A 22,257-nucleotide genomic window follows, 5' to 3' on the forward strand; every position below is an offset into this window, starting at 1 on the left:
ACCATTCGGAACCGGCCGTGCGCCGGGATGTGACTCGGTGATGGCAGCACCCGAGACGGGTGACCGCTGACCGCGGCACCTGCGTGTGACAGCAGCCGATCTCGCGCGGCGCCGATCCAGGGGCATCGAGATCCACGGCATTTGGCGCCCGGTATCGCAACCACACGACCGCTGAAGAGCGAGCAAGGGCGCGAATCCGGCGCGGCCGGCGGGGCAATCACCATTTGGGTCAGCCCCCGTCACAGACATCGGCGGCGGTGTCACCTGAGACGCCACTCGGCCCGCGCTATTCACGGCACATGGCTGCAACAGCACCCGGCGCCGCTCGGCATGACCGCCGAAGGCGAGCGTCGGGAATGCGCTGGGGCCACATCCGCCTGTTGCGCAGTGTGGCGGGGACCAGCGCGATAGCCTCATGCGCATGGGGCGCATCTACGGATTCCTGGCCGGAATTGCGGCGGTATCGCTGGTGGCGGGGGTTGTTTTCGCAGGCGGGGCGCAGGCGGAGACGGGTTCTCAGGTGACGTGCGGGGTGTCGTCCGGGCGGGAGTTGGAGCGGGCGGCGCCGGAGCAGGTTGGATTGGATTCCGAGCTGCTGGCGCAGGCAATGGCGTTCGCGGCTGGGCGCAATCGGTTGAATGTGCAAGTTTTCCGGCACAATTGCCTGGTCGGCGAGGGGCCGACGAATGAGCAGACCGGGAATGTCGCCTGGAATATCTGGAGCGCCACCAAGAGTATTGTTTCGCTACTCGCCGGAATTGCATGGGATCAGGGCAAACTGGATATCGATGCGCCGATCGGCCGGTATCTGCCGCCGGGGCTCGGTGATGCGCAGCACCGGTCGATCACGGTGGAGGATCTGCTCACCGAGACCTCCGGAATGAAGGTGGGTGTGCTCACCGAGGGCGCCACCGGCGTGATTCCGGTCGATCCGAATAGTGCCGTGCAGGCGCTCGGGGTACCGCTGGACAATCCGCCGGGTGCAGTATTCAGCTACAGCCAGCGCAATGTCGACCTGCTCTCCTATGTCATCGAGTTGGCCGTCGGTGAGCCGTTGCAGCAGTTCGCCCAGCGTGAGCTTTTCGATCCGCTCGGCATCGAACGCGCGGATTACTACTGGGCGCGCGATCGTGCCGGGCACACCTACGGATACGCCCATCTGATGATCCCGCCGAACGATTTCGCCAAACTCGGTCTGCTGGTGAGCAATAACGGACGCTGGGGCGCACAGCAACTCGTCTCCCAGGCGTATCTGCGCAAGGCACACCAGCCGTCGCGCGCGAACAAGTGCTACGGCTATCTGTTCTGGGTCGGGCCGGGATGTGCGGAGACCCCCGGCTTCCTGCCCGCCGATGTGTACATGATGGCCGGACTCGGCATGCAGAACGTCTTCGTCGTGCCGAGTCTGGATTTGACGGTGATGTGGACCGGCGTCTTCGGAAATGTCAGCAGCGAGGGCATTTTGGGGAGCGTGCAGGACACCGCGGAATTGCCGCACGAATTCTTCCGCCGGCTGTTCGCGGCGTTCCAGGACAATCGGGTGCCCGATCCGGGTCCATATGTGGCGCCGCCGCTGGTCCTGGATCCGAACCGATTCGTGGATACGAATATCCTGCTCGCGGTCTTCGGCGTCGGACCGGCCGCGTATCCGGGCTGCAACGTCTTCAGCTGCCTGAACTATCCGCTGTCGCCACCGTTCGCGGATACCGCACCCGGATGTGTCATTACGGTCTGCCTGGGTCCGGATCCGCGCACGCCGGGGATCCGCTGAATCACACGCAGTGCGATGCCGTCCGCCGCGCGTTTGCGTGGTCCGCAGCCGAAGCAGGTCCATATGCAGGCGGCAAGGGCCGTCGGACATGGCGTGATTCAGGGATTGCGCTGATGCGCAGCTCGGCGCGCTGCGCCTCGGTGAGACCGGATCCGAAACGGGTAGCGACGATTTCGCTGGCCCGGTGCGCGGTGGCTAGGACGAAGAAGTAGGCCTCGGGTTCCCATGCGTGATAGCGCCGACCGACGTGGTCGACGCCGCCGATGCCCTTGTGCATGGCCCGGACATCGCGGCCGTAGGCGGCGGTGTCGTCGCCGTAGCAGGGCAGGGCGAGGCGTGACTACTTCGCACACGGTAGACCTTGTGCCCGATAGGCACTCGATAGGCGGGAGCCGAATTCCCCACGGTCGGCGCGCGAGTCGGACGGGCCGCGCTCTCGACCATCCACTGGCCCGAAAGCACTGCGTCACCCTTATCGCACGCAGGCTTTCGTCCCACACATAACGTGACTGCCTCGCACACGATAGAACTCCGTAGAGCTTGTGCGAGGTAGTCACGGCTTATGCGGGAAGTCACAGGGGGGTGAGCCAGGCGTGGTGGGTGTCGGTGCGTAGGGCGGCGGTGTGGCGTTTGCGGAGGGTTTGGGTGAGGGGGCCGGGGTGGCCGTTGGCGATAAGGCGGCCGTCGACTTCGGTGACGGGGGAGGTTCCGGAGGAGGTGCCGGTGACGAAGACTTCGTCGGCGATGTAGAGCTCGGTGAGGTCGATGGTGCGCTCGACGACCGGGATGCCGTCCTCGGCGGCGAGGGTGAGGATGGTGCGGCGGTTGATGCCGTCGAGGATGTCGCAGGACACATCCGGGGTGATCAGGGTGCCGTTGCGGACGAGGAAGATATTGGCGGCGCTGAGTTCACAGACGTGGCCGTTGCCGTCGAGGAAGATGCAGTCGTCATAACCGCTGTCGATGGCATCCTGTTTGGCGAGCACGGAATTGACGTACGCACCATTGACTTTCGCCCGTGAGGGAATCGCATTGTCCGGAATGCGCCGCCACGGACTGGATTTCAGGCGCATACCGTCCTGGGGCACGATCGGCACCGCTGCGTAGACGAAAATGCTCACCTGAATCGCGCATCCACGGACCCGGGTGCCAGGAATCGATTCGACGACATGCACTGTCGCGCGAACGAATACATCCTCGGTCGGCGCATTGGCGGCGATCAGATCGATGACTGCGGTGCGGAATCTGGCAAAGTCCCATTCGGCGGCGAACCGGTCGATGCCGATGATCTTGCAGGATTCCTCGAGTCGCCGGAAATGGTCGTCGAGTCGAAATGCGGTGCGTGCCGATCCATCCACATGCACTGGGAACACGGTGTACACACTCAGGCCGTACAGCACTGCCGACGATGCCACACCGACCGACGCCGCCTGCGCGTCAATGATCCGGTCCCCGAAGTACACCTGTGGATAAGGATTCGCCATCGGCGCAGGCTAGCAGTCGGAACCCGGGCGGTGCGACGGTATTTTCGGACCCCGGGCGCCAGTACCCCGTCCAGACAAATCGCTGCACTGCCCACTTCGGCTGCTCGCCGAGCGTAGTCATGTGGCGTCGAATACGGCGGCCTGGGTGACCACCATTCGACTACCGTCGACCGCCCCCTGCACCCAGGGGGCGATATGGCAGGAGCTATCTGGACGCGGCACTAGCCGGTACACGAGCTGGGCGAGGCACGCCTGTATCCGGGCGGCCACGAGACAGTTCGACCTTGTCGTCCTGGATGCCGGGGGATGCGTATGGGGATCACCCGGGCGCTGATCACTAATCGACCAGACGGGCGAACCACGCCGCATCCATGTGGCCACAAAACAATCTGACCTCAGCCCCTGGACGCCGGGGGAGGCGCATACGAATCACCCCGGCGCTGATCACTTCTCCACAAGACGGGCGAACCGCGCGGTATCCATGTAGTCGCGGAACAGCGTGACCTTACCGTCGCGCACGCGAATCACATTGACGGAAGTGCGAACCCGCGCCCGCTCGGCACCGGGCATCGTCATATCCACCTCGTTCTCCACGAAAACCACCTCGGGATCGGCTGTTTCGTACACCTGTGGATAGATCCCGTGCACCTCGATAGCCGAAGTTCCGGACCAGCGCTGCGCGAGATGCGCCCGGATCTCCTCGCGCCCGACCAGCCGGTTGGGCATTCCAGGTATGACGAAGGGGATCTCGAATACCGCATCCGGTGCCATCAACTCGACGAATGCGTCGGCATCACGGGCAGGCAACTCGCGAAAGATCCGTTCGACCAGCTCACGCGGGCCTTCCACCGAAGTCTCGACCATGAAAACACCTTCTTCAGTTAAGCGGAACGTTTACCCCGCTTATGATCCGGAACGATCGCCCCGCTTGTCAATGGTTTCGGTAAACTCGTCCCTCGTGACCGGGCGCAGCAACAGAACCCAAGACACCACACCACCGGTCGCAGCGGAATCGAGCGCCAGCGAGGTGCGAGCTGTGACCGATCGCGAGGAACCACGCCCGTTGCGCGCCGACGCACGCCGCAATCGCGACCGGGTACTCGCCGCGGCGCAGGCGGCATTCGCCGAGGAAGGCATTTCGGTGCCGCTGGATGAAATCGCCCGCCGCGCTGGCGTCGGCGCGGGCACCGTCTATCGCCACTTCCCCACCAAGGAAGCCCTTTTCCAGGCCGCGATCGTGGACCGCGTCGAGCGCATGATCACCCACGCCCGCGACCTGTCCACCGCCCCCGACCCCGGCCGCGCCTTCTTCGATTTCCTCGACAGCATGGTCACCGAGGGCGGCGTCAAACGCGACCTCGCCGACGCCGTCGGCGGCCACGACTCCCCCGGCTACCTCGGTCCGGTCCACGACCTGAACGCCGCCATCAGCGAACTACTAACCCGCGCACAACAATCCGGTGCCGTAAGACCCGACATGGACATAAACGACCTGATGCGCCTCCTCAAAGGCGCCTTCCTGGCCGCCCACGAAACCGGCGCCACAAAGGAACAACGCCACCGCACCTTCGCCATCGTCTTCGACGGAATGCGCCCCCACCCTCAGTCCCACCTGGACAGGTGATCACCATGCTCTGATGCAGGCAAACATCGAGAAGGCCCTGCATCAGCGCATTCTCGAGAGATCTGGGGGTTGTTGTGGGTGATCGATTGGTTATGCGAGCAGTGAGGGTGTCCCATGTGGAGGTCGTTGTAGTTCAGGCCCAACCGGTGCGGTAGGTGGAATGTCTCGGTGGGCAGTCAGTTCCTTGCGCGATCGATCCACCAGATCCCGACTGGGCGGGCGGGTCTGCAACTCGGTCGCGGTGGGTGGACAGCCATATTTCCCATGCGTTGATGCGGACCGATCCGTCTCGGGTGATGGAGTATGTCGGGCATGGGCAGCGACCAGCACGAACATTGGGATCAGACCTACCGATCCCATCCCGGCATGTACGGCGAACAGCCCTCCGAAGCCGCCGTCCACGCCAGCGACGTTTTCCGCGCCGCCGGGGTCCACGATGTTCTGGAACTGGGTGCCGGGCACGGACGCGATGCGCTCTACCTGGCCCGATCCGGGTTTCAGGTCACGGCTACCGATTTCAGCACGGTCGGTTTGACTCAACTACAGGCCGCTGCCGAAACCACCGGCGTCAGCACCCGGGTGCAGGCGATCGAACACGATGCGCGCGAACCGATCCCCTTGCCCGACAACACATTCGACGGCGTGTTCGCCCACATGCTGCTGTGCATGAACCTGTCGACCGAGGACATCCTCGCGCTGACCGCCGAAATCCGCCGAGTCCTGCGACCGGGAGGAACCTTCGTCTACACCGTCCGCCACGTCGGCGACGCACACTACGGCAACGGCATCGCATACGGGGACGACACCTACGAGCACGGTGGATTCGCCGTCCATTTCTTCACCCGGGCCCTGGTCGACCAGGTCGCCGAAGGATGGCACCTGACCCAGATCCACTCCTTTGAGGAAGGCGAATTGCCCCGCCGCCTGTGGCGCATCACCCAAACCCTGCCAACGTAGCGGTGAGCCTCATCGACAGCCCGTGGGTCGATCGAGTCCAGATCGGATCACATCCCGCGGCTCGGCCGACATCTCGTCGCGCGACCGGTGCGCCGAAGTCCGCACCCGACAGCAGGACTCGATGTTCATGATCCGACAATGTCATTCGCGGTGCACGCCACCATGAACTGCTCTGTACAGCACGGTACGCAAGCGTTGCAATGGAAGAAGGCGAACTGCCCCGCCGCCAATGGCCATCACCCAAACCCTGCCAACGTGGCCCTGCACAGCGAGCCTCATCGGCAGCCCGCCAGGTCGATCCTGGGCCCAGTCCAGCTCGGATCACATGGCGCGGCCGGGAGCTCGCCGCGCGACCATTACGCCATCGTCATGATTCGACGATGCCATTCGCAACGCACACCGCCACCATGAACTGCTGCCAACGTAACCCGCACGGCGAGCCTCATCGACCCTATGGGCTGCTCCGTATAAGCGTTGCGATCTTCGGAGCGCCGCATACCGCGCGGGCCGTTCGGATCTCGCGATCGGAACGGCCCGCACGGTCAGAGGTCAGCGCTGGGCCAACAGGACTTCGGCGATTTGAATGGTGTTGAGGGCGGCACCCTTGCGGAGGTTGTCACCCGAGATGAACAGCGCGAGGCCGCGGCCATCGGGGACGCCCGGATCCCGGCGGATGCGGCCGACGAGCGAGTCGTCCTTGCCTGCGGCGGCCAAGGGGGTGGGCACGTCGGTGAGCTGGACACCGGGGGCCTTGGCGAGGATTTCCTTGGCGCGCTCGACCGAAATCGGTTCGGCGAATTCGGCATTCACCGACAGCGAGTGGCCGGTGAAGACCGGGACGCGCACGCAGGTGCCGCTGACCAGCAGGTCGGGCAGGCCGAGGATCTTGCGGCTCTCATTGCGCAGCTTCTGGTCTTCGTCGGTTTCGAAGGAACCGTCGTCGACCAGCGAACCGGCAAGCGGGATTACATCGAAGGCGATCGGCGCGACGTACTTGTTCGGGGCCGGGAACTGCACCGCACTGCCGTCGTGCACCAGCTTTTCGGCATCGTCGACCACGGCGCGCACCTGCGAGGCCAACTCCTCGACACCGGCCAGACCGCTGCCGGAGACCGCCTGGTAGCTCGAAACGACCAGGCGCTGCAGTCCGGCCACGTCGTGCAGCGGCTTGAGCACCGGCATCGCAGCCATGGTGGTGCAGTTCGGGTTGGCGATGATGCCCTTGACCAGATTGCGGGTCTGCTCCGGATTCACCTCGCTGACGACCAGCGGGACCTCGGGATCCTTGCGCCAAGCCGACGAGTTATCGATCACGGTGACACCGGCCGCCGCGAAGCGCGGGGCCTGCACCCGGGACATGGTGGCGCCCGCAGAGAACAGCGCGATATCCAGGCCGGTGGGATCGGCGGTCTCGGTGTCCTCGACCACGATTTCGCCGCCGCGCCACGGCAGGGTCTTACCCGCCGAGCGGGCCGAGGCGAAGAAACGCACCTCATCGGCCGGGAAGTTGCGCTCCTCCAGCAGTTTTCGCATGACGGCGCCGACCTGTCCGGTCGCGCCGACGACTCCTACCCGTACGCCCATCAGTGTGCCCCTTTCGACTTGACCTGGAGCGCTGCGTGGTTGCGCCGCGCTGCCGCCTCCGCGCTCGACCCGGTCAAGTCAGCGTCCTGTTCCCGCGTGGACGACGGCGACCTCGTCGCCGCCCAGATCGAAGGCCTTGTGCAGCACCTGCACGGCCTCGTCCAGTTCGGTGTCCTTGACCAGCACCGAGATCCGGATCTCGGAGGTGGAGATGAGATCGATGTTCACACCCGCATTCGCCAGCGCCTCACAGAAGGTGGCGGTGACGCCCGGATGGCTCTTCATACCCGCGCCGACCAGCGAGACCTTGCCGATGTGGTCGTCGTAGAGCACCTGCGAGAAACCGATCTCGTCCTGACGCTTGGTCAGCATCTCCACCGCACGCGCGCCCTCGGTCTTGGGCAGGGTGAAGGTGATATCGGTCTTGCCCGTCTCGATCTTGGAGATGTTCTGCAGGACCATATCGATATTGATCTCCGCGTCGGCGATCGCGCGGAACACCTTGGCGGCGTAGCCCGGTTCGTCCGGCAGTCCGACCACGGTCACCTTGGCCTCGCTGCGGTCGTGCGCGACGCCCGTGAGGATTGCTTGCTCCAAGGGGATGTCCTCCATCGATCCATAGACGTAGGTGCCGGGCTTGTCGGTATAGGACGAGCGCACATGCACCGGAACGTTGTAGCGGCGCGCGTATTCCACGCAGCGCAGCATGAGTACCTTCGCGCCGCAGGCCGCGAGCTCGAGCATCTCCTCATAGGAGACCTGCTCCAACTGCTGGGCGTCGGGCACGATCCGCGGGTCGGCGGTGAAGACGCCGTCCACATCGGTGTAGATCTCGCAGACGTCGGCGTGCAGCGCCGCGGCCAGCGCGACCGCGGTGGTGTCGGAACCGCCGCGGCCCAACGTGGTGACATCGCGGCTGTCCTGGCTGACGCCCTGGAATCCGGCGACCAGCACGACCAGCCCCTCGTCCAGCGCGGCGCGGACCCGGCCGGGGGTGACGTCGATGATCTTGGCGTTACCGTGCGATCCGGTGGTGATCACACCCGCCTGCGAGCCGGTGAACGAGCGGGCCTCGGCACCGAGCGAGTGAATGGCCATGGCGACCAGCGCGTTGGAGATGCGCTCGCCGGAGGTGAGCAACATATCCATTTCGCGGGCGGGCGGCGCTGGCGCCACCTGCTGGGCCAGATCGAGCAGTTCGTCGGTGGTATCGCCCATGGCCGAGCAGACGACCACCACATCGTGGCCCTGCTTCTTCGTTTCGACGATCCGTTCAGCGACGCGCCGGATGCGCTCGGCGGTTGCTACCGAGGATCCTCCGTACTTCTGAACCACGAGAGCCACGACAGGGTCCTCCAAGATCGACAAACAGCTGCTAACAGCTCCCCAGAGTACCGGCCGAGGTCTATCTAATTTGCTGGTACCTCCCCGCCCGGCAGCGTCGAGGGGGCCTGACGCGAGTCGATCTTGATGCCGATCGCTGCCATGAGCGGGTGCGTTTTCGTGTTCTGGAACGCGGCGATCAGCCACTCGCCATGCTCGCGAACGACAACCGTCGTCTGCACCTTCATGGCGCGGCGGGTGCGGCGCTGCCGAGGCTCGAGCACCCAGCCCCGGCCATGCACGAGCGCCACATCCGGCGTGAGAAACCGCAACTGGGTGATCTCGCCTTCCAGGTGGGTGTTCTTCAGGTATTTGACGAACAGCGGGGTGTGCGAATCGCGGATGGCCGCGCGTCCCTTGAAATGGGTGCCGATCCAGGTGACGTAGTCGGCGTCGGGCGTGAACACCGTTGCGTACGCCTCGGCATCGCCCGCCGCCCACGCCGCGTTCTGACGTTCGAACAACGCGTGAATCGCGGCCTCATCGGCCTGCTGATCAACGGACATGACAACCTCCGGAACAGGATCCGACCAGCGTAAGATCTGAGCAACTCAGTAACTGATCGAGTAAATAGTTGACTGAGTAAGATATTGACCGAGTGAGAAGAGGATGTCAAGGGATGCCCGAACGCGTGGATTTGGCGACGGCACTGACCATCGCGGCCCAGCAGAGCGCCAATGACGGCGTGATGATGCATCAGGCGGTCGCCGATCGGCTCGGCATGCACGTGACCGATCTGCGCTGCCTGAACATGCTCCGACTCGACGGTCCCGCCACGGCCGGTGAACTCGCGACCCGCACCGGTCTGACCACCGGTGCCGTCACCCGGATGATCGACCGGCTGCTGAAGGCCGGATACGTACGGCGCGAACACGACGACCAGGACCGCCGCCGCGTCGTCATCACCGCGGTCCGGGAGCGCATCGATGAGATCGCGCCGCACTACGAGGTGCTGGCCAGGGAATTCAGCGCGGCGATGGCCGACTACACCCCTGAGCAGCTGGAGCTCGTACTGAATGTGTTCCAGCGGCTGCACGAGACCGCGGTGCGCGTCACCGCTCTGCTGCGCGACACCGAATCCGGATAGCTCCACCGCCACATCCGAGGAGGACGATGGACGCCATGAAGAGCACGGTGATCGAGGTGACCACGGGACGATCCGAGGTCGTATACGACCTCACCCCGCAGTGTGCGTCATTCGCGCGGGAGGCGGGCGCGGACGGACTCCTGCACATCTTCGTACCGCACGCCACGGCCGGAATCGCCATTATGGAACTCGGTGCGCGCAGCGATGATGATCTACTCGCCGCACTGCGCGATCTGCTGCCCGCCGATGATCGCTGGCGGCACGCGCACGGCTCGCGCGGGCACGGGCGCTCACATGTGATGCCCGCGCTGATCCCGCCCTACGCCACCGTTCCGGTCATCGGCGGTGCGCTGACATTGGGCACCTGGCAGTCGATCGCGCTGGTCGATCTGAATGTCGACAATCCGGATCGGGAAGTGCGCCTGTCGTTTCTGCGCGGCTGACCGGCGCCGGCGCCGGGTGCGAGCCGGGCGAGTTCGGTGCGATCGACGATCCCGAGCGCGCGGCGTAGACATGGGCCAGATGCGTTGCGACGGTGCCCCGAACGTTCCTCCAAAAGGCCCGCTCCAGAGCCTTCATATCCGCGGCTGCGCGGCGATCTGCGGATCGGTCAGGCCGGAGACGGCATGATCGTCGGAAGGCCGCTGCTGCCAACGCCCTTCGCGCCGACACCAGACCATCGCATCGGCGGGCCGTCCGGAATCGAGTTCCCGCAGGGCGTGCACCCGCTCCCAGCCGGGGACGAATGGCGGTGTCTCCGCACCATCGACGAGCCGACGCCTCAGGCCCTGGTCAGCCAGGTGATCTGGGTGCCGTTGCCGAGCTCCGTGCGCTCGGTCGGCGCGAACAGTGTCGGATCGAATTCACCTGCGAAAGCCGGGGTTCCGCTACCGGCGACCACCGGATAGCTCTTGATGACGAGTTCATCGATCTCGCCGAGCAGTTGCGCGGCGAGTTTGCCACCACCCGCCAGCCAGATGTCCATGCCGTCCTCCTGCTTCAGGCGACGAACCAGCCCGACGGGATCGCTGTCGACCAGCTCCACCGTCGGATCGTCGATGCGGCCGAGGGAGCTCGACACGATGTACTGCCGCAGATGGGCGTATGGACTGGTCAGGCCGACGGCCAGGGCCGGGGCGTAGGTGCCCCGGCCCATGACCAAGGTGTCGAACTTCTGGTTCGGAGCATCGACCGCCAGTCCGATATGCGGGCGCACATGGCTGGGCAGTGTCTCCGGGTAGTCGGCTTTCAGCCAGTCCCACATGTCATCACCGACCGGATAGAAGCTGACGTCATCGCCGGGACCCGCGATGTAGCCGTCGAGGGACATGCCGACGAAGTAGACGAGTTTTCGCATACCGATACCTCTTTCGTGCCGCTGGATGATCAGGCCCGGGAGAACCAGGTGACCTGGGCGCCATTGCCGAACTCCCGGCGCTGGGTGGGTGTGAACAGGGTGGGGTCGAATGCGCCCGAGAAGGCGGAGATGCCGCCACCCGCGACGACCGGATAGCTCTTGATGATCATCTCGTCGAGCTCGCCGAGCAGCGCCCCGGCCAGCTTGCCGCCGCCGCACAGCCAGATATCGCCGCCCTCTTCGGTTTTCAACCGCCGCACCAGAGCGACCGGATCGCTCGCGACCACCTCGACCTTCGGATCGTCGATCGGTCCGAGGGTGCTCGAGATGACGTACTGCTGCATATGCGCATATGGGCTGGTGACGCCCTCCGACAGCGCGGGTTCATAGCTCGCCCGTCCCATCAGGACGGTGTCGAAGCGCTTGGCCGGTTCGTCCACCGCTCTCCCGAAGTGCGGTCGCGCGGGACTCGGCACGAAGTCCGGATACCGCTCGTTGATCCAGGTCGTCATCTCGGCGTCCATTGGATAGAAGTCGTACTCCCCCGCCGGACCCGCGATGTAGCCGTCGAGCGATACGGCCACGTAGTAAACAAGCTTTCGCATATCAAAACCGCCTGATCCGTTGTACTCTGTATGTAGTGATTTGAAATGTAGTACTACGAATGGAGTGGTGTCAAGTGGTGCGGACGAATCCCGAGCGACGGCAGGCGCTGCTCGACGCGGCGCTCGAGGTACTGGCCAAGGAGGGAGCGCGCGGGCTCACCTTCCGGGCGGTGGACAAGGAGGCCGCGGTGCCCGCGGGTACGGCGTCGAACTACTTCGCCAGCCGCGACGACCTGCTCACCCAGGCGGGCGGCCGCTTCTATGAGCGCTTGGCGCCGAGCGCGGCGACCATGGCCGAACTCACCACCGGCCCGAAGACGCGTGCGCATATCACCGACTTGATGCGGGAGCTGGTCGGCCGCATCGAGGCGTTCCGCACCGGCTACCTGGCCATGCTCGAGCTGCGCCTGGAGGCAACCCGGCGACCGGAGCTGCGCGCGGTCATGACCGAGGCGGTGCGCGCGGATCTGGAATTCAATGTGCGCAACCACCTCGAGGCCGGAATGCCCGGCGACGAGAAGTCGGTGATTCTGCTCTATCTGGCACTGAATTGGCTGATCGTGGACCGGCTCACGCTGCCGGGGATCTTCACCGAGGAGCACAGCCAGGAGCTGATCGAAGCGGCGGTCGATCGGCTCATCGGAAGCGAGTGAAACGCCGCGTTATGCGGCAGCCCTTGTGATACACGTCACTGCCATTCGATAATGGGGCCATGATGGCGAATGTCGGAGACCGGCTCCTCGTGCATGGACACGTTGTGGGACAGGGCGATCGCCATGGCGAAATCGTCGAAGTCCGGGGGCCCGAGGGAGCGCCGCCCTACGTGGTGCGATTCGACGACGGGCATGAATCGCTCGTCTACCCGGGCCCGGACGCGATTATCGAACCCGCAATGCCCTGAGCCGCGAAGCCCGAGGGCCCGCTAGCGGCGGGCCCGTTCTTTGCTGCGCGGCCACGCCCGGGCCGGAAATCCCGCGATCGGCACCCGGCCGGCCGTCGCGATCACCGTCGGCCGGATGCCGGTCGGCTTTCCGGCCCGGCGGACGAATACCCCGACCGGTCCGATGGCAAGTCCACTGGAACCCACGATTTCGCCGTTTGATCGAATTTGAATCGGAACACGTTCTGGCAGTTCATAATCGATCGTGATCACCCCGAGATATGCAGCGGGAACTGCCCCATGTGGTCCCGAGCACCGGACGCTCGGTTGACTTGCGAATGTGTCGCTGGGCACAATTTGCCGATGTAGTTGGGTGGGGGCGGAGGTATGGAATGCGTACAAAGACCGATATCCGTTTCGTCGTCGACGCCGATCCCGAGCAGGTAATGGATGCATTGGCCGCGGTAGAGATGCTCCCGGAGTGGTCGACCTCCTACACCGACGCGCGAGTCGCGAGCCGCGACGACGAGCTACGCCCGCGCCGGGTATTCGTCAAAGCGGAGCTGATGGGCAGTTCGGATCTACAGGTGCTGGAGTACGAATGGACCGACATCCGGTCCTCCTGGGAGGTCACCGACAGCACGCGCGGCGTCAAGGGCGGTGGCTGGTTCGAGGTCACCGCGGGCGCGGACGGCACCGACGTCTGGTACCACGTGGAGCTCTACGTCCCGATCCCCATTCCGGGCATGCTGGTGAGCCGGACCATGCGCCGCTCGAACGAGACCATCGTGCAGAACTTCATCGAGTTCGCCGAGGGCTTCACCGAGAACGAGAACTTCCAAGCCGTGTAACCGAGCTCTTTCGAGCAACCGGCAACGGTGCACCGGTCGTATTCGGATGCGACCATGTGCACCATGATCGGTTCCAAACGGGCGCGACTTCTGCCAACAGCCGAGGACGCGTCGGTCACCCAGCTCGAGCTGTTCTTCGACCTCGTGCTCGTCTTCGCCTTCACCATGGTCACCGACCTGGCCGCACACGACACCAGCGCCAAGAACATGTTGCGCGCCGGGCTGGTACTCGCCGTCATGTGGTGGCTGTGGATCGCCTACTCCTGGCTGGGCAATGTGATACGCGCGGACGAGGGCATCGCCCGGGTCGCCATGTTCGTCGCGATGGGCGGCGGCTTCCTGGCCGCGCTCACCATCCCCGAGGCATTCCGCGATCTGTCCGGCGGATGGTTCGGGCCGCTGGTCTTCGCGATCGCGTATCTGATCGTGCGCCTGGTGCACCTGGGCATGTTCCTGCTGGCCAGCGCCGAGGATTCGCAACTGCGCAACCAGGTTCTGAAGTGGAGCCTGGGTTCGATCACCATCGGCACCTCCCTGCTCGTCATCGCCGCCATGACCACCGGAACCGTGCAGATCGTGCTGTGGATCGCAGCGATCGCCGGAGATATGGGCTGGACCCTGCTGGCGGGCGAGGACTGGCGAGTGAATTCGCCGAGCCACTTCTCCGAGCGCTACGGACTGATCATCATTGTGGCGCTCGGCGAATCGATCGTCTCGATCGGCATCGGCGTTGCCGGACTGCCGATTTCGTGGCCGATCGCGGTCGGATCGATGCTGGGGCTGGCGGTATCGGGTCTGCTGTGGTGGGCGTATTTCGATGTGGCGGCACTGTCGGTGGAGCACGAGTTGCGGCGGGCCGAGGGTGAACGACAGATCAAGATCGCCCGAAACTCCTACACGTTCTGGCATTTCCCGATGATCGCCGGGATCATCTTGCTCTCGCTCGGGCTGAAGAAGGTGCTCTACTACGTCGGCGACGAATCGGCGCACACCTTGCACGACGCGCTCTACGGCATCCCGCTGTTCTCGCTGTACGGCGGTGTGGCGCTGTATCTGATCGCGCTGGTCGGATTCAAGCACTACGCGACCCGCAATGTCACGGTGCCGCGACTGGTGGCCGCGGTGGTGCTGCTCGCGCTGATCCCAGCGGCCTGCGCGCTGCCCGCACTGGGCGCACTGGCGCTACTGTGCGGTGTGCTGGTGCTGCTGATCGTTTGGGAGACAATGCGTTACGCACAGCCGCGCGATGAGATCAGGCACGCGACACACGGCTGAGCTGGTGCCGCACGCTCGCTTCGGACGGCGTCGGGCCGTGGTTGGACGGCTCGACGCGCACCCCGGCGTGCACCGCGTCCCGGATCTGATCCACGTTCTCGCGGATCACGTCCGAGACCAGTTCGTCGGTGCGCGGATCGGCGAGCACCTGGAACACGATGCGAAATGTGGTGTCGGCAATGAGCCGGATGATCTCGTCGTGGAACGGGATGTAGCGGACCCGACCGGCCTGCGGATCGTTCTTGATGAGTTCGAGGATCATCTCGTCCATTTCGGCGCGGTTCTCCTCCAGCGCCGCGGCGATATTGCGGGTGTAGTGGCCCGCGCGCAGCACCTGCGCGACCTCGTCGAGTATGGCGATGGTCATGGGGCGCTTGATGACATCGACGATGGTCGTCACGAAGCGGTTCACCACCGCCGCGGTCACCCGCTCACCGAGCGCCCGATCGGCCACCCGGCCGACGCGGACCGCGATCGCCACTATCCGCAGTAACCGGAACCCTCGGAAGAACGGGCTGGTCACCGGGATCATGCCGAGCACTTCGTACCAGTAGATAAACGGGAACGTCCACGACCAGCCCACACGCCGCCAGCGCCACAGGAATTCGGCGGCGAAGATCGCGCATACCGAATAGTCGATGACCACGATCACCCGGTAGGTGTGCGCGGTGACGTCGAAGAAGGTGACCCAGGTGACCAGCGCGACCGAGACGATGGCCAGCGCCAACATCACCAGATCCGACCACAGCGCGGGTGGTTTGCGCGGAAAGTCCAGCTTCGGCCCTTCATCGAGGCCGTACCGGGTCGGCCTGGTTGGAGTTGCCACGTGAGGATCCCTTCGACGCCGAACGGTCCCGCCGACAGTAATACGCGCCGCGCCGGGCTACTTCCCAGCGCGGATGATCGCCTCGATATTGCGCTCGGCCAGCGCGGCAATGGTGAGCGACGGATTGACCGTGCCGGTGCTGCCGGGAATGGCCGCACCGTCCATCACGTACAGGCCGGGATGGCCGTGTACGCGGCCATTGCCGTCGGTGGCCCGGCCGAGCACCGCACCACCCAGCGGATGCGCGGTGAACAGGCTGTTCGCGTCGTAGCCGAGGGCACCGTATTCGACAAGGGCATTGGCGCGTTCGGCGATCCGGTGATCGACCGCGCGGGCGGCCGCCACGATATCGTCACGGTTCTTGGTCGACCAGGACAATCCGACCGCATTGCGGGCGCGGTCGTAGCCGAAGCGCGCGCGGGCCGGATCGAGCACCATGCCCAGTGAGGCGAGCGCACCGGTCTCGAACGGAATGCCCGGGATATACCAACTTTCGAGGGTGAGCGGCACCGCGGATTCGTCCAGGATCCGGCTCACGCTCGGCACGCCCTGACCGAAGCCGGCGAGCTGGCTGGCGCCGCGGGCCAGCACCACATCGCCGTTGGTGCCCCAGCCGTCGCCGATGTGCTCGTTGAGGTTCGGCAGTGCGCCGGTGGCCTGGGCCCGGACCAGCAGTTCCGAGGTTCCGACCGAACCGGCGCCGAGGAAAAGGCGGTCGCAGGTGAGAGTGCGGGTGCCGATCACCTCGCCGGTCGGCGCAAGTTTGGTGACGGTCACCGCGTAGCGGCCGCCGGATTCCTGCGCGATGGAGTCGACGCGGTGGCCCGGATACGTGGCGGAATTGCCGGTGTCCTGGGCATAGCGCAGGTAGTTCTGGTTGAGGTCGAACTTCGCGCCATTGGAGTTGCCCAGATTGCTGCGCGCCACCGTCGCGGAAGGCCTTGTGGTGCCAGCGATTTCGCCGCGTACGATATCCCAGTTGAAGATCGAGTCATTGGCGAGCGGCTGGTAGCCCGCCTTGCGCACCTGCTCGTCCCAGGCCCGAGAATGCGCGAACGGCGATGCCGCGTAGAGGTCGCCGGGAATCGGGCTGAGCCGCAACATCTCCCGCACGCGCGGGTAATAGACGCTGTCCATTTCGCCGTAGTCGACGGTGCCGCCGAAGACGTGGTCGAAGAAGCGGCGCTCGGGCGCGACCATCGCACCGGAGAAGATCACCGAGCCGCCACCGACCGCGGCTGCACGCCATACGTCGATGCCCGGGTACTGGGTGCAGTCGAGCACCCCGCCGAAGCTGGCGAAATGCATCGGCACCTTGGTGACGCCGGTGAAGTTGGTGCGATGCCAGAAGCCGCGGCCGTCGGGCAGATCGTCGCCCGTAAAGATCTCCCGCCACGGGTCATTGGGCCAGCGCGAACCGCGCTCCAGCACGGTATTGGCGATACCGGCCTCGGCCAGGCGCAGCGCGGTGACCGCGGCGCCGAAGCCGGAGCCGATCACGATCGCGGGCGAATGCGCGGGCGGATCGGGAAGTGGCGCAAAGATTTCCGGCACCCACATGCGGAAAAGGTTGTCCCACATGGGATCTACGGCACCGGATGGGCCCGTACCCATTGCAGCACCCGCGACACCCAGCATCGCGGCCGTACCTGCTGCCTTGAAAAAGGCACGTCTGTGCACCCGGCCACCTCCCTCGTCACGCATGGCCGAGCGCAGACTACCGGGATTCCGGTGCGCTGAACAGTGCTGGGAATGATCTTGGTCGACCGAGGGGATGCGCCGGCGGCGGCAGCGGTTGCCGAGACCGCCGTGCACCCCGAAACCGGAAGGCCGCGCGGCCTGTTCAGTCGGCGAAAGGTGCCCTATCCGGCTTGCAGGTCGCACCGGGTGCGGGGAGTTGCAGGTCGACGAGATAGTGCTCCTGGAGACGGCCCGCGCAGTCGCCCACCACCTCGTGACCATAGCCGCCCTCGATGACCACCAGTCTGGCGTTGACCAATTCCTGCTGGGCCCGGCGGGCGGCCGTCAGCGGGGTGACCGGATCGAATCGGTTGTTGAACAGCAGGGCTGGCTTATCCGAGCGCAGAATCCACGGACCGGTGATGCGCTGCGGATAGCCCTTGGCGGATGCGGGCCAGGCCCCACAGGCCTGGCGCAGATACAGCCACATGGCACCGTAATGCGGTGCGGTGTTCGCGAGTTCGGTTGCCAGCGTTGGCCATTGCTCGGGTTCGTGACCAAAGTTGTTGTCCGCGCAGCTGATCGCGGTGTAGGCGTCGAGGAAGTCATCGGTGAAACCGCCAGCGGACAGAATCTGCTGTACCGCATCGGGATTGCCCGCCGGACCGCGCTCGAGTTCGGTGAGCAGCTCGGCCAGCGCGGGCCAGCCTTCCTTCGGGTCGTAGAGCATGGTGGCGTGGGCGGGCAGCACCTCGGCCAGGGTCACCGCGCGGGCGCGCTCACCCTGTCCGACCTCGATCGGGCCCTGACGCAGCCGGTCGAGCACGGCCTCGTTGCGGGTGCGCAGTGCGGCGGCGTCGGTCTTGGCCGGGCCCGCGAAGGCGCACCGCGGCTGGCCCGCTTCGGCGCACAGCCGCAGGAATTCGGTCAGCACCTCCTCGGTACCCGCCGCGGAGTCGGCGATCTGGGCGGACGAATCGTTGGTGTAGGCGTCCGGGTCGATCATCGAACCGAGTTTCAGTGCCCGGACCCGGTCACCGAAGAGCGCGCCGTAGACCTCGCCCAGATAACTCGCGTAGGACCCGCCTTCATAGGTCATCGTCGCGTCGCCGACCGCGCGGCGCAGCAGATCCAGATCGCGGGCGGCATCGACGGTGGTGAGATGCGGCAGCAGCTCCGGACTGTTCGCGGCGCATCCGGCGGCCAGCGCACGGGCATTGCGCGCGGCGATGCCCTCCTGTTCGGCGGTGGTCGGCGGCAGTAGGAATTCGGACCAGAACCGGTGCTGCTCTTCGGCATTCGGGAAGCAGCGCACCCGTCCGCTGCGGCCGATGCCGCGCTGGTCGAAGCTGATCACATCGAATCGGCGGGCCACCTCACCGGAGAACAGCTCGCCGTGGCTGGCCCATTTGAAGCCCGAACCGCCCGGTCCGCCGACCGCGGTGAACAGGGTGCCGATGCGCCGGTCCTTGTCGGTGGCGGGCTGTTTGATGATCGCGAGGGCCAGCGTCGGGCCGCTGGGTTGCGCATAGTCGATCGGGACCGCCGCGGTGGCGCACTGATACCTGCTCAACTCGGGTTCGGTGCACTGCGCCCAATCGAGTTTCGGGGTCGGCGCCGCATCGGCCTGTGCGACGAGTTCGGCGATCTGCGATACCGCCTCGCTCTGCCGGGTGCACGCGACCAATGACGGCACCAGGACGAGCACTGCCAACCCGACGATCTTCCACCCACGCATACCGATCATCCTGCGTTGCGGACCCGGTCCGCGTCGTCCTCCTTTCGGACCAATCCTGCTCCGCCGCAAGTACGTCCGCACTAGGGGCTGCGCATCTCGAGTGCCACGTACTTCCTCCACCTCAGGTCGAACTCACCCGGTCGACAGGACTATTGCCGCTCGGCCCTCGGACCGACCACCGCGCCGCTCGGTGCTAGGTCATCAGCAATCGGACGACGGCAATGCTGCCCACCACCACGATGACCCCGCGCAGGACATTGGGCGGCATCCGCCTGCCCAACTTCGCGCCCAACTGCCCGCCGATGATCGAGCCGACGGCGATCAGCGCCGCCACCCGCCAGTCGACATCGGCGATCAGCGTGAAGATCACCGCGGAGACCGCGTTGACCAACAGTCCGAGCACATTCTTGACGCCGTTCAGCCGCTGGATGTCCTCGTGCACGAACACCCCGAGTAAGCCGATCAGCAGCACACCCTGCGCCGCGCCGAAATAGCCGCCGTAGATGCCGCACGCGAAGATCGCGAGGAACAGGATCAGGCCACCGTGTTCGGGTTGCGGACCGATATCGGCCGCGCGGCGCTGTTTCACCCAGCGCGCCAGCCGCGGCTGAACCACGACCAGGATCAGCGCCACGATGATCAGCGCCGGGACAATGGCCTTGAAGGCCGACGCCGGAAGCGTGAGCAGCAGGATCGCACCGGTGATGCCGCCGAGCAGGGATGCGGTGCCGAGTCGGACCAGCCTGGCGCGCTGTCCGGTGAGTTCGCGCCGGTAGCCGTGCGCGCCGCTGATTCCGCCGGGGACCAGCCCGATGGTGTTCGAGACATTCGCCGTGACCGGCGCGATCCCGAAGGCGAGCAGCACCGGGAAGGTGATGAGGGTGCCCGATCCCACGATGGTGTTGATGCCGCCCGCCGCGATACCCGCGCCGAAAACGGCCAGTTGTTCCAACCAAGTCATCTGAACTACCTCTTACGTCCCGTCGGAGCCTGTGGTTGACCTCACAGGGATCCGTACCGGCGTTCACCAGCCGGTCGGAACGCTAATCGTTACGTCGGATGACCGGACGATGGGGACCGGACTTTCATCGACGCATTGCCGCACTGTAAACTCGCCGACATCATGCAGCGGGCACTTCTTCTCGGCCGCCGCGACGGGGTCTGATCGGACCGGCTTCCCGTCGCGGGGTTCTGCGGCGCCGGTCGACCCCATAACTGGGATCCACCACACCCTGGAGAAATCGCATGTCCCCCGCTGACGCTTTCGTATCCGGCACGCGCACCATCACACCCCCATCCAAGCCCGCGCCGGCCGACCAGCCCGCCTGGAACCGGCAGCAGAACTCGTCCATGCCGACCTTCCGGTACCGGCCCTTCGCCGAGGAAGTCGAGCCGATCACGCTGCCCGGCCGCACCTGGCCGGACAAGATCATCGACCGCGCCCCCGGCTGGTGCGCCGTCGACCTGCGCGATGGCAACCAGGCGCTGATCGATCCGATGAGCCCCGCTCGCAAGCGCCGCATGTTCGACCTGCTGGTGCGGATGGGCTACAAGGAGATCGAGGTCGGCTTCCCGTCGGCCAGCCAGACCGATTTCGACTTCGTCCGCGAGATCATCGAGGACGGGGCCATTCCCGAGGACGTCAGCATCCAGGTGCTGACCCAGTGTCGCGCCGAGCTGATCGAGCGCACCTTCGAGGCGTGCGCCGGTGCGGCCAATGTGATCGTCCACTTCTACAACTCGACCTCGGTGCTGCAGCGGCGTGTGGTGTTCCGCGCGGACCAGGAAGCGGTGAAGAAGATCGCGACCGATGCCGCGAAGCTGTGCCTGGAGATCGAAAAGAATTACCCGGACACCAACTGGCGCTACGAGTACAGCCCGGAGTCCTACACCGGCACCGAGCTGGCCTACGCCAAGGAGGTCTGCGACGCGGTCACCGAGATCATCGCGCCGACCCCGGATAAGCCGATGATCATCAACCTGCCCGCGACCGTCGAGATGGCGACCCCGAATGTGTACGCCGATTCGATCGAGTGGATGAGCCGCAACCTGGCCCGCCGCGATTCGATCGTGCTGTCGCTGCACCCGCACAATGACCGCGGCACCGCGGTGGCCGCCGCCGAACTGGGCTACCAGGCCGGAGCCGATCGCATCGAAGGCTGTCTGTTCGGCAACGGTGAGCGCACCGGCAATGTGTGCCTGGTGACGCTGGGGATGAATATGTTCTCCCGCGGCGTCGATCCGCAGATCAACTTCTCCGATATCGACGAGATCCGCCGCACCGTCGAATACTGCAACCAGCTGCCGGTGCACGAGCGCCACCCGTACGGCGGCGATCTGGTCTACACCGCGTTCTCCGGATCGCACCAGGACGCGATCAACAAGGGTCTGGACGCGATGAAGGTGGCGGCCGACGCAGCCGATTCGGATGTCGATGACATCGTCTGGGAGGTGCCCTACCTGCCGATCGACCCGAAGGATGTCGGACGCACCTACGAGGCCGTCATCCGGGTCAACTCGCAGTCCGGCAAGGGCGGCGTCGCCTACATCATGAAGACCGACCACGGGCTGGTGCTGCCGCGGCGGCTGCAGATCGAGTTCTCCCAGGCGATCCAGAAGATCACCGACGGTGAGGGCGGCGAGGTCTCGCCCAAGGAGATGTGGGACGTCTTCGCCGAGGAGTACCTGAGCCCGATCCGCCCACTGGAGCGGATGCGCCAGAAGGTCACCGCCTCGGAAACCGACGGCGGCGTCGACTCGATCGCCGCGGTGGTGAAGGTCGACGGCGTGGAGCAGGAGATCACCGGCGCGGGCAATGGCCCGCTCGCCGCCTTCGTCGACGCGATTGCCGCAGTCGGTTTCGATGTGCGGGTGCTGGATTACTCCGAGCACGCAATGTCGGCCGGTGACGACGCGCAGGCCGCGGCGTATGTGGAGTGCGCGATCGGCGACAAGGTGGTTTGGGGTGTAGGTATCGCCACGTCCATTACGACCGCGTCGCTGCGGGCTGTTGTTTCGGCGGTCAACCGGGCGCACTGAGGCGGTCTTGCCGCGCTGAAGCGCTGCTATGTCAGCGGCGCGCAACCACTTCCCGAACTCGGCCCGAGCCCCATTTGGTAGGGCTCGGGCCGAATTCCCCTCATGGACCGGTTCAC

At 65.4% G+C, this 22,257-nt stretch carries 24 protein-coding genes; 10 read left to right on the plus strand and 14 right to left on the minus strand.

The genetic code is table 11. From position 1 onward, the window contains the following. The first annotated feature begins 421 nt into the window (after window positions 1–421). A complete protein-coding gene (locus tag ACWEO2_RS11160) occupies window positions 422–1,771 on the plus strand; it encodes a serine hydrolase domain-containing protein (protein WP_452405163.1) in 1,350 nt (449 codons plus the stop codon). 1 nt (window position 1,772) lies between these two features. Here the strand turns inward: ACWEO2_RS11160 and ACWEO2_RS11165 are convergent, their stop codons facing one another. From ACWEO2_RS11165 to ACWEO2_RS11175, 3 genes are all read right to left on the minus strand, one after another. Beyond that, window positions 1,773–2,048, minus strand: a complete 276-nt coding sequence (locus ACWEO2_RS11165) for an oxygenase MpaB family protein (protein ID WP_452405164.1) — start codon at window positions 2,046–2,048, stop codon at window positions 1,773–1,775. Window positions 2,049–2,343: 295 nt separating this feature from the next. Further along, complete coding sequence (locus tag ACWEO2_RS11170) at window positions 2,344–3,255, minus strand: aminotransferase class IV (RefSeq protein ID WP_452405165.1); 912 nt, start codon at window positions 3,253–3,255, stop codon at window positions 2,344–2,346. A gap of 444 nt (window positions 3,256–3,699) precedes the next feature. Then, on the minus strand, window positions 3,700–4,119 hold the full coding sequence (locus ACWEO2_RS11175; RefSeq protein ID WP_452405166.1) for a nuclear transport factor 2 family protein: 420 nt from the start codon (window positions 4,117–4,119) through the stop codon (window positions 3,700–3,702). 172 nt (window positions 4,120–4,291) lie between these two features. Here ACWEO2_RS11175 and ACWEO2_RS11180 point away from each other — a divergent pair, with 172 nt between their 5' ends. After that, window positions 4,292–4,879 (plus strand): TetR/AcrR family transcriptional regulator, encoded by a 588-nt coding sequence (locus ACWEO2_RS11180; protein ID WP_452405167.1) that lies wholly within the window; start codon window positions 4,292–4,294, stop codon window positions 4,877–4,879. Between the two features lie 312 nt (window positions 4,880–5,191). Beyond that, window positions 5,192–5,836 carry a class I SAM-dependent methyltransferase gene (locus ACWEO2_RS11185; protein WP_452405168.1) on the plus strand — a complete coding sequence of 215 codons (645 nt, stop codon included), beginning with the start codon at window positions 5,192–5,194 and terminating at the stop codon, window positions 5,834–5,836. Window positions 5,837–6,385: 549 nt separating this feature from the next. Here the strand turns inward: ACWEO2_RS11185 and ACWEO2_RS11190 are convergent. The 3 genes from ACWEO2_RS11190 to ACWEO2_RS11200 all read right to left on the minus strand — a co-directional run bounded on the left by ACWEO2_RS11190 (window position 6,386) and on the right by ACWEO2_RS11200 (window position 9,309). Continuing rightward, window positions 6,386–7,420: an aspartate-semialdehyde dehydrogenase gene (locus ACWEO2_RS11190; protein WP_452405169.1), complete on the minus strand. Its 1,035-nt coding sequence runs from the start codon at window positions 7,418–7,420 to the stop codon at window positions 6,386–6,388. A 78-nt stretch (window positions 7,421–7,498) separates the two neighbouring features. After that, the gene (locus tag ACWEO2_RS11195; RefSeq protein ID WP_062980733.1) at window positions 7,499–8,764 is read right to left on the minus strand and encodes an aspartate kinase; all 1,266 of its coding nucleotides are present in this window, start codon (window positions 8,762–8,764) and stop codon (window positions 7,499–7,501) included. A gap of 65 nt (window positions 8,765–8,829) precedes the next feature. Then, window positions 8,830–9,309, minus strand: a complete 480-nt coding sequence (locus tag ACWEO2_RS11200) for an SgcJ/EcaC family oxidoreductase (protein ID WP_452405170.1) — start codon at window positions 9,307–9,309, stop codon at window positions 8,830–8,832. A gap of 113 nt (window positions 9,310–9,422) precedes the next feature. Between ACWEO2_RS11200 and ACWEO2_RS11205 the strand changes: the two genes are divergently transcribed. Together ACWEO2_RS11205 and ACWEO2_RS11210 are read left to right on the plus strand one after the other, a co-directional pair. Further along, window positions 9,423–9,890, plus strand: a complete 468-nt coding sequence (locus ACWEO2_RS11205) for a MarR family winged helix-turn-helix transcriptional regulator (RefSeq protein ID WP_452405171.1) — start codon at window positions 9,423–9,425, stop codon at window positions 9,888–9,890. Window positions 9,891–9,925: 35 nt separating this feature from the next. Beyond that, window positions 9,926–10,333: a YjbQ family protein gene (locus ACWEO2_RS11210; RefSeq protein WP_354954638.1), complete on the plus strand. Its 408-nt coding sequence runs from the start codon at window positions 9,926–9,928 to the stop codon at window positions 10,331–10,333. A gap of 132 nt (window positions 10,334–10,465) precedes the next feature. Here ACWEO2_RS11210 and ACWEO2_RS11215 read toward each other — a convergent pair whose 3' ends face one another. Genes ACWEO2_RS11215 through ACWEO2_RS11225 form a run of 3 tightly spaced genes read right to left on the minus strand, consistent with a single transcriptional unit; the run spans window position 10,466 to window position 11,852 of the window. Next, entirely contained in the window at window positions 10,466–10,615 is a 150-nt protein-coding gene (locus tag ACWEO2_RS11215) for a hypothetical protein (protein ID WP_452405172.1), read from the minus strand. Window positions 10,616–10,671: 56 nt separating this feature from the next. Next, the gene (locus tag ACWEO2_RS11220; protein WP_452405173.1) at window positions 10,672–11,247 is read right to left on the minus strand and encodes a dihydrofolate reductase family protein; all 576 of its coding nucleotides are present in this window, start codon (window positions 11,245–11,247) and stop codon (window positions 10,672–10,674) included. Window positions 11,248–11,276: 29 nt separating this feature from the next. Next, window positions 11,277–11,852 (minus strand): dihydrofolate reductase family protein, encoded by a 576-nt coding sequence (locus tag ACWEO2_RS11225; RefSeq protein WP_452405174.1) that lies wholly within the window; start codon window positions 11,850–11,852, stop codon window positions 11,277–11,279. A 59-nt stretch (window positions 11,853–11,911) separates the two neighbouring features. On the opposite strand from ACWEO2_RS11225, the gene ACWEO2_RS11230 reads away from it, so the two are divergent. Together ACWEO2_RS11230 and ACWEO2_RS11235 are read left to right on the plus strand one after the other, a co-directional pair. Next, window positions 11,912–12,505, plus strand: a complete 594-nt coding sequence (locus ACWEO2_RS11230; protein ID WP_452405175.1) for a TetR/AcrR family transcriptional regulator — start codon at window positions 11,912–11,914, stop codon at window positions 12,503–12,505. A gap of 62 nt (window positions 12,506–12,567) precedes the next feature. Continuing rightward, complete coding sequence (locus tag ACWEO2_RS11235; protein ID WP_452405423.1) at window positions 12,568–12,753, plus strand: DUF1918 domain-containing protein; 186 nt, start codon at window positions 12,568–12,570, stop codon at window positions 12,751–12,753. 21 nt (window positions 12,754–12,774) lie between these two features. Here the strand turns inward: ACWEO2_RS11235 and ACWEO2_RS11240 are convergent, their stop codons facing one another. Next, window positions 12,775–12,939, minus strand: coding sequence for a hypothetical protein (locus ACWEO2_RS11240; protein ID WP_452405176.1), 165 nt, complete (start codon window positions 12,937–12,939; stop codon window positions 12,775–12,777). A 185-nt stretch (window positions 12,940–13,124) separates the two neighbouring features. On the opposite strand from ACWEO2_RS11240, the gene ACWEO2_RS11245 reads away from it, so the two are divergent. Together ACWEO2_RS11245 and ACWEO2_RS11250 are read left to right on the plus strand one after the other, a co-directional pair. Beyond that, window positions 13,125–13,583, plus strand: a complete 459-nt coding sequence (locus ACWEO2_RS11245; RefSeq protein ID WP_452405177.1) for an SRPBCC family protein — start codon at window positions 13,125–13,127, stop codon at window positions 13,581–13,583. A gap of 63 nt (window positions 13,584–13,646) precedes the next feature. Beyond that, window positions 13,647–14,858 (plus strand): low temperature requirement protein A, encoded by a 1,212-nt coding sequence (locus ACWEO2_RS11250; RefSeq protein WP_452405178.1) that lies wholly within the window; start codon window positions 13,647–13,649, stop codon window positions 14,856–14,858. Here ACWEO2_RS11250 and ACWEO2_RS11255 read toward each other — a convergent pair. From ACWEO2_RS11255 to ACWEO2_RS11270, 4 genes are all read right to left on the minus strand, one after another. Further along, a complete protein-coding gene (locus ACWEO2_RS11255; RefSeq protein WP_452405179.1) occupies window positions 14,836–15,684 on the minus strand; it encodes an ion transporter in 849 nt (282 codons plus the stop codon). The two genes, ACWEO2_RS11250 and ACWEO2_RS11255, sit on opposite strands and share 23 nt — an antisense overlap. Window positions 15,685–15,741: 57 nt before the next feature. Next, window positions 15,742–17,265, minus strand: coding sequence for a GMC oxidoreductase (locus ACWEO2_RS11260; RefSeq protein ID WP_452405180.1), 1,524 nt, complete (start codon window positions 17,263–17,265; stop codon window positions 15,742–15,744). Window positions 17,266–17,527: 262 nt separating this feature from the next. Further along, entirely contained in the window at window positions 17,528–19,102 is a 1,575-nt protein-coding gene (locus ACWEO2_RS11265; protein WP_452405181.1) for an alpha/beta hydrolase, read from the minus strand. A gap of 193 nt (window positions 19,103–19,295) precedes the next feature. Then, the gene (locus ACWEO2_RS11270; RefSeq protein WP_452405182.1) at window positions 19,296–20,063 is read right to left on the minus strand and encodes a sulfite exporter TauE/SafE family protein; all 768 of its coding nucleotides are present in this window, start codon (window positions 20,061–20,063) and stop codon (window positions 19,296–19,298) included. 284 nt (window positions 20,064–20,347) lie between these two features. Here ACWEO2_RS11270 and leuA point away from each other — a divergent pair, with 284 nt between their 5' ends. Beyond that, window positions 20,348–22,141, plus strand: coding sequence for a 2-isopropylmalate synthase (gene leuA, locus ACWEO2_RS11275; RefSeq protein WP_452405183.1), 1,794 nt, complete (start codon window positions 20,348–20,350; stop codon window positions 22,139–22,141). The last annotated feature ends 116 nt before the right edge of the window (window positions 22,142–22,257 follow it).

The organism is Nocardia sp. NPDC004278 (assembly GCF_053602975.1).